12 protein-coding genes, 1 tRNA gene and 1 pseudogene are annotated in these 13,328 nt (G+C 72.9%); 5 read left to right on the top strand and 9 right to left on the bottom strand.

Translation table 11 applies throughout. The features are described 5' to 3' along the window. Nucleotides 1-56 precede the first annotated feature (56 nt). The 4 genes from fabD to rpaB all read right to left on the bottom strand — a co-directional run bounded on the left by fabD (nt 57) and on the right by rpaB (nt 4,238). Nucleotides 57-947, bottom strand: coding sequence for an ACP S-malonyltransferase (fabD, locus tag ACLV7J_RS07110; protein WP_411868405.1), 891 nt, complete (start codon nt 945-947; stop codon nt 57-59). 55 nt (nt 948-1,002) lie between these two features. After that, on the bottom strand, nt 1,003-1,995 hold the full coding sequence (locus ACLV7J_RS07105) for a beta-ketoacyl-ACP synthase III (RefSeq protein WP_411868588.1): 993 nt from the start codon (nt 1,993-1,995) through the stop codon (nt 1,003-1,005). A 112-nt stretch (nt 1,996-2,107) separates the two neighbouring features. Further along, nucleotides 2,108-3,511 carry a phosphate acyltransferase PlsX gene (plsX, locus tag ACLV7J_RS07100; RefSeq protein ID WP_411868404.1) on the bottom strand — a complete coding sequence of 468 codons (1,404 nt, stop codon included), beginning with the start codon at nt 3,509-3,511 and terminating at the stop codon, nt 2,108-2,110. After that, nucleotides 3,492-4,238, bottom strand: coding sequence for a response regulator transcription factor RpaB (rpaB, locus tag ACLV7J_RS07095; protein ID WP_255128743.1), 747 nt, complete (start codon nt 4,236-4,238; stop codon nt 3,492-3,494). Before rpaB ends, plsX begins: the two co-directional genes overlap by 20 nt. A 98-nt stretch (nt 4,239-4,336) precedes the next feature. Between rpaB and radA the strand changes: the two genes are divergently transcribed. Further along, on the top strand, nt 4,337-5,806 hold the full coding sequence (radA, locus tag ACLV7J_RS07090; RefSeq protein WP_411868403.1) for a DNA repair protein RadA: 1,470 nt from the start codon (nt 4,337-4,339) through the stop codon (nt 5,804-5,806). Between the two features lie 10 nt (nt 5,807-5,816). Here radA and ACLV7J_RS07085 read toward each other — a convergent pair whose 3' ends face one another. Beyond that, on the bottom strand, nt 5,817-6,338 hold the full coding sequence (locus ACLV7J_RS07085) for a photosystem I assembly protein Ycf3 (protein ID WP_411868402.1): 522 nt from the start codon (nt 6,336-6,338) through the stop codon (nt 5,817-5,819). Nucleotides 6,339-6,593: 255 nt separating this feature from the next. Here ACLV7J_RS07085 and ACLV7J_RS07080 point away from each other — a divergent pair, with 255 nt between their 5' ends. From ACLV7J_RS07080 to ACLV7J_RS07070, 3 genes are read left to right on the top strand one after another with little or no spacing between them, the layout of a single operon-like run. Then, a complete protein-coding gene (locus ACLV7J_RS07080; protein ID WP_411868587.1) occupies nt 6,594-8,972 on the top strand; it encodes a heavy metal translocating P-type ATPase in 2,379 nt (792 codons plus the stop codon). Then, the gene (tmk, locus tag ACLV7J_RS07075) at nt 8,962-9,681 is read left to right on the top strand and encodes a dTMP kinase (RefSeq protein WP_411868401.1); all 720 of its coding nucleotides are present in this window, start codon (nt 8,962-8,964) and stop codon (nt 9,679-9,681) included. The genes ACLV7J_RS07080 and tmk overlap by 11 nt, the downstream gene beginning before the upstream one ends. Further along, the gene (locus ACLV7J_RS07070; protein ID WP_411868400.1) at nt 9,674-10,666 is read left to right on the top strand and encodes a DNA polymerase III subunit delta'; all 993 of its coding nucleotides are present in this window, start codon (nt 9,674-9,676) and stop codon (nt 10,664-10,666) included. Before tmk ends, ACLV7J_RS07070 begins: the two co-directional genes overlap by 8 nt. Before the next feature lie 39 nt (nt 10,667-10,705). Here ACLV7J_RS07070 and ACLV7J_RS07065 read toward each other — a convergent pair whose 3' ends face one another. The 4 genes from ACLV7J_RS07065 to ACLV7J_RS07050 all read right to left on the bottom strand — a co-directional run bounded on the left by ACLV7J_RS07065 (nt 10,706) and on the right by ACLV7J_RS07050 (nt 13,016). Next, nucleotides 10,706-11,494: a response regulator transcription factor gene (locus ACLV7J_RS07065; protein ID WP_411868399.1), complete on the bottom strand. Its 789-nt coding sequence runs from the start codon at nt 11,492-11,494 to the stop codon at nt 10,706-10,708. A 375-nt stretch (nt 11,495-11,869) separates the two neighbouring features. Beyond that, a tRNA-Asn gene (locus ACLV7J_RS07060) sits at nt 11,870-11,941 on the bottom strand. A 72-nt stretch (nt 11,942-12,013) separates the two neighbouring features. Next, nucleotides 12,014-12,736 (bottom strand): ABC transporter ATP-binding protein, encoded by a 723-nt coding sequence (locus ACLV7J_RS07055; RefSeq protein WP_411868586.1) that lies wholly within the window; start codon nt 12,734-12,736, stop codon nt 12,014-12,016. Between the two features lie 16 nt (nt 12,737-12,752). Next, nucleotides 12,753-13,016, bottom strand: coding sequence for a hypothetical protein (locus ACLV7J_RS07050; RefSeq protein ID WP_411868398.1), 264 nt, complete (start codon nt 13,014-13,016; stop codon nt 12,753-12,755). 171 nt (nt 13,017-13,187) lie between these two features. Here ACLV7J_RS07050 and ACLV7J_RS07045 point away from each other — a divergent pair. Beyond that, nucleotides 13,188-13,328 (top strand): annotated as a pseudogene (locus ACLV7J_RS07045) (photosystem II D2 protein (photosystem q(a) protein)); the annotation flags it as partial.

The raw sequence follows: 13,328 nt of genomic DNA, 5'->3' as shown, positions 1-13,328 counted from the left end.
ATTCACCGGCCGGCTGCCCGGGCGCGGGTTGACCGGGGGGCCCAGCTCGGAGCCGCTCACAGGCCCAGGTCGGCGGCGCCGGCGATCTGGGCGGTGCTGATGCCGGCGCAGCTGCGCTTGATCAGGCCGCTGAGCACGTTGCCCGGACCGATCTCCACGGCCGTGTCGATGCCGTCGGCGCTGAGGCGTTCCATGGTCTCGCGCCAGCGCACGCCGCTGGTCATCTGGCGGCGCAGCCGGGCCTTGAGGGCCTCGCCGCTGGTTTCGGGGCTGGGGTCGGTGTTGCTCAGCACCGGGATCGTGGCGTCGGCGAAGGGCACGGCCTCCAGCTCGGCCGCGAAGGCCTCGGCCGCCTCGGCCATGAACGGCGAGTGGAAGGCGCCGCTCACCGCCAGGGGGATGGCGCGCTTGCAGGTCAGGGCGCCGCTCACCGCCGCCACCGCCTCCGGGCTGCCGGAGAGCACCACCTGGGCGCTGCTGTTGTCGTTGGCGACCACCACGCCCTCGGTGGCGGCCACCAGGGCATCGAGTTCGCCCCGATCGAAGCCCATCACGGCGGTCATGGCGCCACCGCCGGCGCCGGCCATCAGCGCGCTGCGCACCTGGATCAGCCGCAGGCCGGTGGCCGCATCGAACACGCCGGCGGCGTAGAGGGCCACCAGCTCGCCCAGGCTGTGGCCGGCCACGAGATCGGCCGAGCGGCCCTGGGCCCTCAGGCCATCCACCAGCAAGCTCTCGAGCACGAACAGGGCCGGCTGGGTGTTGCGGGTGTCGTTGAGGTCGCTCAGCTCGCCCGTGGCCTCGCCGGCGCAAATGGCCAGCAGGTCGCGGCCGAGCAGCTCGGAGGCGGCGGCGAAGCGCTCCACCGCCCCGGGCAGCTCCAGCACGCCGGCCGCCATGCCGACCTTCTGCGAACCCTGTCCGGGAAACACCCAGGCGATGCCCATGCGCGCCAGTTGCACTGTGGCCAGGAGATTAGGGCTCAGCCCCGCGGGCGCCGCCTCAGGCCTGGGGCCCGCTCCAGCGCAGCAGGGCCCCGCCCCAGCTCAGGCCCGCGCCGAAGCCGCTGCTGGCCAGCAGGTGGCCCGGCTGCACCCGGCCGTCCTTGACGGCCTCATCGAGCATCAGCGGGATGGTGGCGGCGGAGGTGTTGCCGTAGCTGGCCAGGTTGCTGAGCACCCGCTCCTGGGGAATGGCGAAGCGCTCGCCCACCGCGTCGAGGATGCGCTGGTTGGCCTGGTGCAGCAGCAGCCAGTCGAGCTGGTCGGGGGCGGTGCCGGTGGCCTCCAGCAGCTCCTTGAGGATCGCCGGCACTTCCCGCACGGCGAACTTGTAGACCTCCTGGCCGTTCATCCGGATCGGCGCGAAGCCGCCCACCTGGGCGCTGACGCCGGCCAGCAGGTCCTGATGGGAGTCGGTCTGGGCCAGGGTGAGGCAACCGTTGCGGCTGCCGTCGGAGCGCATGCGGAAGCCCAGCAGGCCGCCCTCGTCCGCCGGGCAGGCCTGCACCGCCACGGCGCCGGCGCCGTCGCCGAACAGCACGCAGGTGCTGCGGTCGTCCCAGTCGACCCAGCGGCTGAGCTGGTCGGCGCCGATCACCAGGGCCCGGGTCATGGCGCCGGTGGCCAGGTACTGGCCGGCGGTGATCAGGGCGAACAGGAAGCCGCTGCAGGCGGCCGTGAGGTCGAAGGCCACGGCGTTGCGGGCCCCCAGGGCGGCCTGGATGCGCGGGGCGGTGCCGAACAGGTCGTCGGGGCTGGAGGTGGCCAGCAGGATCAGGTCGAGATCCTCGGGGCTCCAGCCCGCGTGATCAAGGGCGGCCTGGGCGGCCCGGCTGGCGAGCACGGTGAGGGGCTCATCGGGCGCCGCGACCCGCCGCGCTGCAATGCCGGTGCGGGTCCGGATCCACTCGTCGTTGGTGTCGACCCGCTCGCTGAGGCGCTGGTTGCTCAGGCTCACGGCCGGCACGGCGCTGCCGGAGCCCACCAGGGCCATGCCGCCCAGGGCCATGCCGCGGGGGAGAGCCAGTTCCGGGGCCGCCGCCAACCCCGTGACCGCGGCCTTGCCTGCGCCGAGCGACACCATCGAGCCCCCAGTTTGGGCTCAGTCAACCACAGGCAACGGCGGCCTCCGCGCTGTCTCCGAGACGGTGCAGGTCGTCCATGACGCGGTGGCTGGCGGCGGAGTGGGCCAGCCGCAGGGCACTCATCACCGCCAGGGCCTTGCTGCTGCCGTGGCCGATCACGCAGACCCCGTCGACGCCCAGCAGCAGCGCCCCGCCGTGCTCGGCGTGGTCGAGGCGCTTCTTGATCCGCACCAGATTGCTGCGCAGGAAGGCGGAGCCCACCTTGCCGCGGCGGCCCCGGGGCAGCTCGGCCCGCAGCACGTCCAGCAGCACGCTGCCCACCGACTCCAGGAACTTGAGCAGCACGTTGCCCGTGTAGCCGTCGCAGACCACCACGTCGAAGTCGCCGGAGAGGATGTCGCGGCCCTCGCAGTTGCCGGCGAACACGAAGCGGGGATCCTCCGCCAGCAGCGGGTAGGTCTTGAGGCAGAGGTCGTTGCCCTTGCACTCCTCCTCGCCGATGTTCACCAGGCCGATGCGGGGCTGCGGCACCTGCAGCACGTCGCGGCTGTAGATGTTGCCCAGCAGGGCGAACTGGTGCAGCCACTCGGGCTTGCAGTCCATGTTGGCGCCCACATCCAGCACCAGCACCTGCTGGGCCGGGTCCTTGGTGGGGAACAGGGCGCCGATGGCGGGGCGGTCGATGCCCTTGAGCCGGCCCAGGCGGAAGATCGCCGAGGCCATCACGGCGCCGGAGTTGCCGGCCGAGTACACGGCGGTGGCCTGGCCGTGCTTCACCAGGTCCATGGCCAGGTTGATGCTGGCGTCGCGCTTGCGGCGCACCGCCGTGGCCTCGTCGTCCATGGTCACCGAGGGGCCGCTGGGCACCAGCTCGATCAGGCCGGCGCCGGTGGCGGCCGCCAGCTCCTGGCCCAGCCCCAGCTCGGCCACGGCGGCCTCCAGCAGGGCGGTCTCGGCCACGAAGCGGATGCGCAGCGGCAGCTGCTCCACGGCCCGCAGGCAGCCCTCCAGGATCGGGCCGGGGGCGTGGTCGCCGCCCATGCCGTCCACCGCCACCCACAGGCGCTGGCTGTCATCGATGGTCAGCGTGCCGTCCTGGCCGGGGCCCTGCTGCAGGCGCCGCAGCGGGTCGAACACCAGGGGCTGCAGCACCGTGTTGGCCACCGAGCCGGCGGTGCTGGCGGCGGCTCCGGCGGTGCTGGCGGCGGCGCCGGCCACCGAGCCCGCCGTGGACATCACACTGCCGGCCACGCTGCCCGCGACGGAGCCAGCGGCCTGGCCGGCGCTGTTGGCGGTGTCCACCAGGCTGGTGACCGCCGCGTTGCGGCGATACCAGATCACCAGGCGGCGGATTGCCCGGGGCCGCGCGCGCCGGGCGCTGCGGCCGCTGGGATCGGGCGTGGCGTCAGTTGGCTTCGGGGGCAACGGCTTCGACGATGCGCTGGAACAGGTATCCCGTGCCGCGGGCCGTGAGGATCAGCTCGGGATTGGCGGGATCATCCTCCAGTTTGGAGCGCAGCCGGGAGATGTGGACGTCCACCACCCGGGTATCCACGTGGCGCTCGGGGGTGTAGCCCCACACCTCCTTGAGGATCTCGCCGCGGCTGAAGGGCTCGCCGCTGCGGCCCACCAGCAGCTCCAGCAGGCTGAACTCCATGCCGGTGAGGCGGATGCGCTCGTCGCCCCGGTACACCTGGCGCTTGTTGGTGTCGATGCGCAGGTCGCCCACCTGGATCACCCCCGAGTTGGGGATGCCGGCACTCTGCTCCTTGTCGACCCGGCGCAGCACGCAGCGGATGCGGGCCTCCAGCTCCTTGGGGCTGAAGGGCTTGACCACGTAGTCGTCGGCGCCGAGCTCCAGGCCGGTGATGCGGTCGGCCACGTCGCCCAGGGCCGTGAGCATCACGATCGGCACGTCCGACTCCTTGCGCAGCTCCTGGCAGACGCCGTAGCCGTCGAGCTTGGGCATCATCACGTCGAGCACCACCAGATCCGGGCTGGTGCGGCGGAAGGTCTCGATCGCCTCCAGCCCATCGGAGGCGGTCACCACCTGGTAGCCGATCATCGAGAGCCGGGTCTCGAGGATGCGGCGGATGCTGGCCTCGTCATCGACGACCAGGATGGTTTCCTTCGCGGGGGACGTGGCCGTCATGGCGCCTGTCAGTTCGGACGGGTTAACTCGATCGCCCTACTGAACAGGGTCTTGGGGCCCCCAGGTTCACCGAGAGCCAACATTCTTCATACACCTTCTTGGCCCGTCCCACCACCACCTACGTCTGCCAGAGCTGCGGCGCCCAGACCCGCCAGTTCTTCGGCCGCTGCTCCAGCTGCGGCGCCTGGAACAGCCTGGTGGAGCAGACGGCCCCCGCCAGCGACACGCGCCGCCGTCGCCCGGTGGCGGCGGACACCGCTGCCGCCAGCCCCCGCCAGCCGCGCCGCTCCGAGCCGATCGCGGCGGTGGGGGAGCGGCCCCTGCAGCGCCTGGGCAGCGGCTACGCCGAGCTGGACCGGGTTCTGGGCGGCGGCCTGGTGCCGGGCTCCCTGGTGCTGCTGGGGGGCGATCCCGGCATCGGCAAGAGCACGCTGCTGCTCCAGAGCGCCGAGGCGATGGCCACCCGCTGCTCGGTGCTCTACGTGAGCGCGGAGGAGTCGGCCCAGCAGGTGAAGCTGCGCTGGCGCCGGCTGGCGGAGGGGGCCGATGAGGCGGAGGGCGCGGCTGGGGCTGTGGCAGGGGCGCGGCCCGGGGCGCCGGAGCTTTCCGGCCTGCAGCTCCTGGCCGAAACCGACCTGGAGCTCGTGCTGCAGGAGCTGGAGGCCCTGCGGCCGGCGGTGGCCGTGATCGACAGCATCCAGGCCCTGCACGACGGCGAGCTCAGCAGCGCTCCGGGCTCCGTGGCCCAGGTGCGCGAGTGCGCCGCCGCCCTGGCCCGCATCGCCAAGCGCCAGGACACGGCCCTGCTGCTGGTGGGCCACGTGACCAAGGAGGGCATGCTCGCCGGCCCCAAGGTGCTGGAGCACCTGGTGGATGCGGTGCTCACCTTCGAGGGGGACCGCTTCGCCAGCCACCGGCTGCTGCGGGCGGTGAAGAACCGCTTCGGCGCCACCCACGAGCTGGGGGTGTTCGAGATGCGCGGCCGCGGCCTGGCGGAGGTGAGCAACCCCAGCGAGCTGTTCCTGGGCAGCGAGGAGCCCAGTGCCGGCACCGCCACGATCGTGGCCTGCGAGGGGACGCGCCCCCTGGTGGTGGAGCTCCAGGCCCTGGTGAGCACCACCAGCTACGCCAGTCCCCGCCGCACCGCCACCGGCATTGGCACCAATCGCCTGCACCAGATCCTGGCAGTGCTGGAGAAGCACCTGGGCCTGCCCCTCTCCCGCTTCGACTGCTACCTGGCGGTGGCCGGCGGCCTGGAGGTGGAGGAGCCGGCGGCGGATCTGGGGGTGGCCGCGGCGGTGGTGGCCAGCTACCGCGATCTCACCCTGCCGCCGGGCACGGTGCTGATCGGCGAGCTGGGCCTGGGCGGCCAGCTGCGGCCGGTGGGCCAGCTGGAGCTGCGGCTGCAGGAGGCGGCGCGGCTGGGCTTTTCGCGGGCGGTGGTGCCCAAGGGCAGCGGCCTGGCGCGGCTGGCCGCGGGGCTGGACCTGCAGCTGCTGGAGGCGGGCGGTGTGGCCGAGGCCCTGGTGGCGGCGCTGGGGGTGAACCCGGCGGACGATCGGGGCTAGGGGTGGCGCCTCAGAAGTACACGTCCACGTTGGAGCGACCCGAGGACTTCAGCCAGTTCTCGATGTCCAGGTAGCCGCCGGGGTAGAGGCGCACGGCCTTGGTCCAGAAGTCGGCCGCCTGGTCGAACCAGCGGTCGGCCTCATCCTGGTTGCCCTGCTCCACCGCCAGCCGGCCCCACTTCTCGTAGATCAGCCCCATGTTCTTGAGGCAGGAGGGGGAGTTGGGGTTCTCTTCCAGGGACTGGCGGTAGTAGTCGAGCGATTTCTCCTCCTCGCCGTTGCTCATGTAGATGATCGCCATGTTCTTGAGGATCTCGCCCCGGTCCACCTTGTTCTCCTCCAGCCGCAGCGCCTCTTCGTAGTTATCGAGGGCCTCGGCGTAGTCGCCGTCGTTCTGGGCTGAGAGGCCATCGCGGTAGTAGACGTAGGCCTCCTTGGCCTTGGGGTCGATCGGCAGCAGCTTCACGATCAGGTCGGCCATCACCGTGAAGCTCTTGTCGATGAAGTTGTCGTTGCGCTGCGAGCGGGGCACGGGCGGGTTCTGGTCGGCGTGGGCCCATCCTCACCTGTGCCGGCCGGCAGGGGACCGGGCCGTTCGCAGTCCCTAGCGTGGGGGGCCCGCCGCCCGCGCGTGCCGCCCGCCATCGAGGCCGCCACCGACTCCCTTCAAGACTCCACCTCCCCCTCCGCCACCCCAGCCGCCTCCGCCCAGCCCCCGGCCGCAGCGCCTGAAGCGGCCGGCGCGGAGACCGGGTCCCTGGCGCCGCTGCTGCTGGAGGTGGAGGGGATGAAGTGCGGCGGCTGCGTGCGGGCCGTGGAGCAGCGGCTGCTGGCCCAGCCCGGGGTGCGCCAGGCCAGCGTGAACCTGCTCACCCGCACCGCCTGGGTGGGCCTTGACCCCACCGAGGTGGCACCGGATCGGCCGGCGGCCGGGGAGACCGGCGCCGATCCCGCCCTGGCCCTCGTGGAGGCCCTGGCGGCCGTGGGCTTCACGGCCCGCCGCCGCGACGGCGATGACCCCGTGCTGGAGCGGCTGCGGCACCGGCAGCGGCGCAGCTGGTGGCAGCAGTGGCGCCAGCTGGTGGTGGCCCTGCTGCTGCTGCTGCTCTCGGCGGCCGGCCACCTGGCGGAGGCGGGCAGCCTGCCCCAGCCCTGGCTGGCGGACATCCGTCTCCATGCCCTGCTGGCCACGGTGGCCCTTGCCGGGCCCGGCCGGCCGATCCTGTGGGGTGGCTGGCGGGCGGCCCTGGCCGGCATGCCCGGCATGGACACCCTCGTGGGCCTGGGCATGGCCAGTGCCTACCTGGCCAGCCTGGTGGCCTTCCTGTGGCCGGCGGTGGGCTGGCAGTGCTTCTTCAACGAGCCCGTGATGCTGCTGGGCTTCGTGCTGCTGGGCCGTTTCCTCGAGGAGCGGGCCCGCTTCCGCACCGGCCGGGCCCTGGAGGAGCTGGCGGCGCTCCAGCCCGACACGGCCCTGCTGCTCTTCGGGGAGGGCGAGCCCCGGCCGGTGCGGGTCGGCGCCCTGCGGCCGGGCGATCGGCTGCGGCTGCTGCCGGGCGATCGCGTCCCGGTGGATGGCCGGGTGCTGGCCGGGGAATCGGCGGTGGACGTGTCCAGCCTCACCGGCGAACCCCTGCCCCTGCAGGCCGCCCCGGGCAGCGAACTGGCCGCCGGCAGCCTCAACCTGGAGGCCCGCCTGGAGCTGGAGGTGCTGCGGCCCGGCTCCCAGAGCGCGGTGGCGCGGATCATCCGCCTGGTGGAGCAGGCCCAGGCCCGCAAGGCGCCGATCCAGGGCCTGGCGGACCGGATGGCCGGCCGCTTCACGCCGCTGGTGCTGGCCCTGGCCGCCGCCACCTTCCTGTTCTGGTGGCAGTGGGGCACCCGGCTCTGGCCCCAGGTGCTGATGGCCGGGCCCTCGGTCCACCTGCACGGCGGCCACCGCAGCCTGGGCATGGGCGCCGAGACGCCGCTGGCCCTGGCCCTGCAGCTCAGCATCGCCGTGCTGGTGGTGGCCTGCCCCTGCGCCCTGGGCCTGGCCACCCCCACGGCGATCACCGTGGGCACCGGCCGCGCCGCCCGCGCCGGGCTGCTGTTCCGCGGTGGCGCCGCGATCGAGACGGCGGCGCAGCTGCACCGCGTGCTGTTCGACAAGACCGGCACCCTCACCCTCGGCCGCCCCCTGGTGACGGCGATCGCGCTGGTGGCGGACGGCGGCGGCGGCCCCGCAGGCCCTGGTCAGGGTCCTGCGGGGCTCGCCGCCGAGGCGCGGCTGCTGCAGCTGGCGGCCAGCCTGGAGGCCAGCAGCCGCCATCCCCTGGCCTTCGCCGTGCTCCAGGAGGCCCAGGGGCGCGAGCTGGCCTTGCTGCCGCTGCAGCAGGTTTCGGCGCTGGCGGGCCAGGGCGTTGCGGGTCGCCTGGCGGCAGGTGAGGCCTGCTGGGTGGGGCGGCCGGAGTGGGTGCAGGCGGCCGCCGGAGCCCTGCCCCTCACCCCGGGCCAGCAGGCCTGGATTGCCGCCCAGGAGGAGGCCGGCGCCAGTCTGCTGGCGGTGGCCGAGGGCCCCCGGCTGCTCGGCCTGATCGCCGTCCAGGATCAGCCCCGCCCCGATGCCGCGGCCAGCCTGCGGGCCCTGGAGGCCATGGGCCTCGAGCTGGGGGTGCTCAGCGGCGATCGCCGCGGTGCCGTGGAGCGGCTCGGGCGCCAGCTGGGGCTCCAACCCGCGGCCCTGGCCTGGGAGCTGCTGCCCGAGCAGAAGCTGGAGCGGATCCTGGCGGCCCACCTCCAGGGGCCTGTGGCGATGGTGGGTGATGGCATCAACGACGCGCCGGCCCTGGCCGCGGCCGACCTGGGCATCGCCGTGGGCACCGGCACCCAGATCGCGATGGACAGCGCCGATCTGGTGGTGCTGGGCGATCGGCTGGAGGGCCTGGCCGAAGCCCTGCGGCTGGCGCGCCGCACCATGGCCAAGGTGCGCCAGAACCTGGCTTGGGCCTTCGGCTACAACCTGGTGGTGCTGCCGATCGCGGCGGGGGTGCTGCTGCCAGGCTTTGGGGTGCTGCTGTCGCCGCCGCTGGCGGCCCTGCTGATGGCCCTCAGTTCGATCACCGTGGTGGCCAATGCCCTCCTCCTGCAGGGGCGTCCGCCGGCTGGAGCCCGCCGTGCCGGCTGAGCCCTCCCCCTCGGCCCATCCCGCCCGCCCTCGGGGCCGTTTCCTGGTGCTGGAGGGCATTGACGGCTGCGGCAAGACCACCCAGCTCGAGCACCTCTGCCGCTGGCTGCCGGAGAGTGGGCTGCTGCCGGCCGGCGCCGAGCTGATCGTGACCCGCGAGCCCGGCGGCACCCCCCTGGGCCAGGCCCTGCGCCAGCTGCTGCTGCACCCCCCCGGCGAGGCGGCCCCCGGCAGTGGCGCCGAGCTGTTGCTCTATGCCGCCGACCGGGCCCAGCACGTGCAGCAGCGCATCCAGCCGGCCCTGGAGGCCGGCCATTGGGTGTTGAGCGATCGCTTTGCCGGCTCCACCGCCGCCTACCAGGGCTATGGCCGCGGCCTGTCGCTGGAGCTGATCGACCAGCTGGAGCGGATTGCCACCGGCGGCCTGGCGCCCGATCTGACGCTCTGGCTGGAGCTGCCCCTGGCTGAGTCGCTGCGGCGCCGGGGGCACCGGGCGGCTGATCGGATCGAGGCCAGCGGCGAGGCCTTCCTGGCGCGGGTCTGCGGCGGCTTTGCGGCCCTGGCGGCCGAGCGGGGCTGGCATCGCCTGGATGGGCGTCAGCCAGCCCCGCAGGTCAGTGCCGCGATCGAGGCGGCGCTGCGGGCGTTCTCCGCAGCTGTGCACCCCGGGGCGCCGGCGGCGGCTGAGGGTCTTGCCGCCCATGGCTGAGGACCTGTTCGCCGATCTGGTGGGGCAGGCGCCGGCCACGGCCCTGTTGCGGGCGGCCCTGGTGCAGGGGCGGCTGGCGCCCGCCTATCTGTTCAGCGGCGCCGAGGGGGTGGGCCGCCGCCTGGCGACGCTCCGCTTCCTGGAGGGGGTGATCGCCGGGCCGGAGGGCTCCCTGGCCGTGCGCCGCCGCCTGGAGGAGGGCAACCACCCGGATCTGCTCTGGGTCGAGCCCACCTATTCCGACAAGGGCCAGTTGATTCCGGCCTCCCAGGCCGTCGAGGCCGGCGTTAGCCGGCGGGCTCCGCCGCAGCTGCGCCTGGAGCAGGTGCGGGGCGTGTCCCAGTTCCTGGCCCGCCGGCCCCTGGAGGCCAGCCGCTGCCTGGTGGTGATCGAGGCTGTGGAGGCCATGGCGGAGGGGGCAGCCAACGCCCTGCTCAAGACCCTGGAGGAACCCGGCGACGGACTGCTGGTGCTGCTCAGCGCCGCCCCGGACCGGCTGTTGAGCACGATCCGCTCCCGCTGCCAGCAGGTGCCCTTCGCGCGGCTGCGCCCCGAGCTGCTGCAGCAGGTGCTGGCCGGCCTGCCCCCCACCGCGGCCCCCGCTCCCGATCAGGAACCCGCCCCAGCCACCGGCCCCGAACCTCCCGAGCTGCTGGAGCTGGCCGCCGGCTCGCCCGGGGCCCTGCTGCGGCATCGCCAGCAGTGGCAGGCCCTGCCGGCGGGCCTGGCGGAGCGGCTCTCCTCCCTGGCGGCCAGCCCGGTGGAGGCCCTGGCCCTGGCCCGGGACCTGTGCGAGGCCCTCGATGGCGAGCAGCAGCTCTGGCTCCTGGATTTGTGGCAGCTGCGGCTGTGGCGCCGCCACCACGACCCCGGCCAGCAGCACCGCCTCGAAACGCTGCGGCGCCAGCTGCGGGCCTATGTGCAGCCGCGCCTGGCCTGGGAGGTGGCCCTGCTGGAGCTCAGCGGCGCCGTGGCTGCCGCCTGAGCCCGGCAGCGCAGACGTGGCCCCGGCGGGAGGATTGGCTCAGGCGGCCTGGGGGCTGCCGCCGGGGGCCTGGCGCTGCCGCCGCGCCTCCCGGACCATCGTGGCCAGCTCCTCCAGCTGCGCGCCGATGGGCAGCTCCAGGCAGTAGCCGGCGCCGTAGACGGTCTTGATGAAGCGGGGCTTGCGGGGATCGGGCTCCAGCTTGGTGCGCAGGTGGCGCACGTGCACCCGGATCGTCTCGATGTCGTCGTCGGGCTCGTAGCCCCACACCTCCTTGAGGATCAGCGACGGGGCCACGGTCTGGCCGTGGCGCTGCAGCAGGCAGTGCAGCAGCTCGAATTCCAGGTGGGTGAGGCGCACCGGCTCGTCAAACCAGAAGGCCTCGAACCGCTCCGGCACCAGGGTCAGGGGGCCGTAACTGAGGATCTCGTTGTGTTTGGTCGAGAGCGGGGCCCGCTCGGAGCGCCGCAGCAGGGCCTTGATCCGCACCTGCAGCTCCTCCAGGTCGAAGGGCTTGGCCAGGTAGTCGTCGGCGCCGGAATTGAAGCCGCTCACCTTGTCCTTGGTGCTGCCCAGGGCGGTGAGCATCAGGATCGGGATGCGTGCGGTGCGCTCATCGCGGCGCAGGCGCTGGCAGAGGGTGAGGCCATCCACCTTCGGCAGCATCAGGTCCAGCAGGATCAGATCCGGGATGGTCTGCATGGCCAGGGCCTGGCCCTTGACCCCGTCCTCGGCGCGCTGCACGTCAAAGCCGCTGTGCTCCAGGTGGCCGGCGACCAGCTCGCGCATGTCGCTGTCGTCTTCGATCAGCAGGATGCAGGGTTTCATGGCTGCTACGGCAAGGCGCCGCGGAAGCGGCTCTGGACGGGATGTGGCCGCGGCCACGTTTCGTGCAGGCATTCTCTCCACGGGTGCGCGGATGTGCACCGGTCGGGGGCTGCCCGCTTTCCATCGCGATCGGCCAGATGCCCTGCAGTCAGAGGGATCCGCGCCCCGGGAACGCCCTGACAGGCCCTTCAATCTTCACCTTTTCTTTTGATCGAGATCTTGTAATCCTGCGGTGTTGGTGCCAGCGGGCTGCCGCTGTGGCCGTGGATCTCCCCGCCGCGGACCCGGCCCCATCCAGCCTGTGGGCCCGCTCGGGCCAGCGCCAGCCAGCCGCCAAGAAAAAACCCCAGCCCTGGGGCTGGGGTTGGAGAAGAACTCCCCGGGCGGGATTCGAACCTGCGACCAATCGATTAACAGTCGATCGCTCTACCGCTGAGCTACCGAGGAATGCGTTCCAAACAACGAACTCCTGGGGAGCCGGCTTCTGGGAACGGTGTCCCTGACTGGGACCCGAAGACCTTACCCCTCAGCCCTGCCCCTGGGCAAGGGGCTGAGCCGTCTGGCCAGGGTCTCCCCCGTCTGCCAGGGGCCGGCGCTGCCCCGCTCCACCAGGGCGGCGCCATCGCACCAGTCCAGCTCGTCGAGGCGATGGGTGATCCACAGGGCCGTGATCGGCGCTTCGCCCTGGCTGCACAGCCGGCGGATCAGCCGCAGCAGGTCCTGCTGGCTGTCGGGGTCCAGCAGGGCGGTGGGCTCGTCCAGCAGCAGCAGCCGGGCCCGACTCGCCAGGGCCCCCGCGATCGCCAGGCGCTGCTTCTGGCCGCCGCTGAGGGTGTGGATCGGTCGCCCCTCGAAGCCATCCAGGCCCACCAGCTCCAGGGCACGGGCCACCTCCTGCTGGCGTCCGGCGGCGTCCAGCCCCGGGGGCAGGGAGAGCTGGATGTCGCTGCCGCAGCTGGGCAGCAGCAGCTGGTGATCCGGGTTCTGGAACACCAGGGCCGTCTTGAGGGGGGTGTGGATTCGCCCCCGGGCGGGCTCCAGCAGTCCGGCGATCAGCCGCAGCAGGGTGCTCTTGCCGCTGCCGTTGCCCCCCACCAGCATCCACAGGCCGGTCCGGGGGACCGTGAGGCTGCAGTGGCTGAGGGCCCGCTGGCCCGAGGGCCAGGCGAAGCCCAGCTGGTCCACCACCAGCGGCGGTTCGGCCAGGGCAGGGCCGCTGGAGTGGGGAAGGGGTGGGGTCAGGGTCAAGGGGCGCCGCTCAGCCCTCGAAGGAGAAGCCCGGCCGCTTGCTGCCGCCGCCCATGGCCGACTTCTCGTAGATCTGCACGGCCACCACCTCGCTGCTCAGCAGGCTGATGCGCTTGTCCTCCTCCTTCTCGCAGCTGAGTTCCAGCACCCGGGGCGCGCCGGTCTCCAGGGCCTGCTTCACCTGGCCGTAGAGGGCCTGGGCATCCGCCAGCTCCTTGCGCTGCACGGCAACCGGCATGGGGCTGAGCTTGAGGGAGAGCTCGACGACGTACACGGGCAGGGACTTGCGGCCAGCCCCCACTCTGGCGAATGACCCAGGCCCGCCGGGCTCCTGAGTGCTTTTACTCATTTGAACGGCCTGGATCGGTTTCTGGGGCGGCCCACCCGCCACAGGGCCGCGGTTCCCCGTACCATGAGCCCTGTAACGCTTCATGAAGCCGCTCTCATGACGATCGCTGTAGGGCGCGCGCCACAGCGGGGATGGTTCGACGTCCTCGATGACTGGCTCAAGCGCGACCGCTTCGTTTTTGTCGGTTGGTCGGGTCTGCTGCTGTTCCCCACCGCCTACCTGGCGCTGGGGGGCTGG

This window comes from Vulcanococcus limneticus LL (assembly GCF_943369875.1).
Taxonomy (GTDB): domain Bacteria; phylum Cyanobacteriota; class Cyanobacteriia; order PCC-6307; family Cyanobiaceae; genus Vulcanococcus; species Vulcanococcus limneticus_A.
The sequence above is the reverse complement of the archived record's forward strand: the minus strand, read 5'-3'. Positions and strand labels throughout refer to the sequence as shown.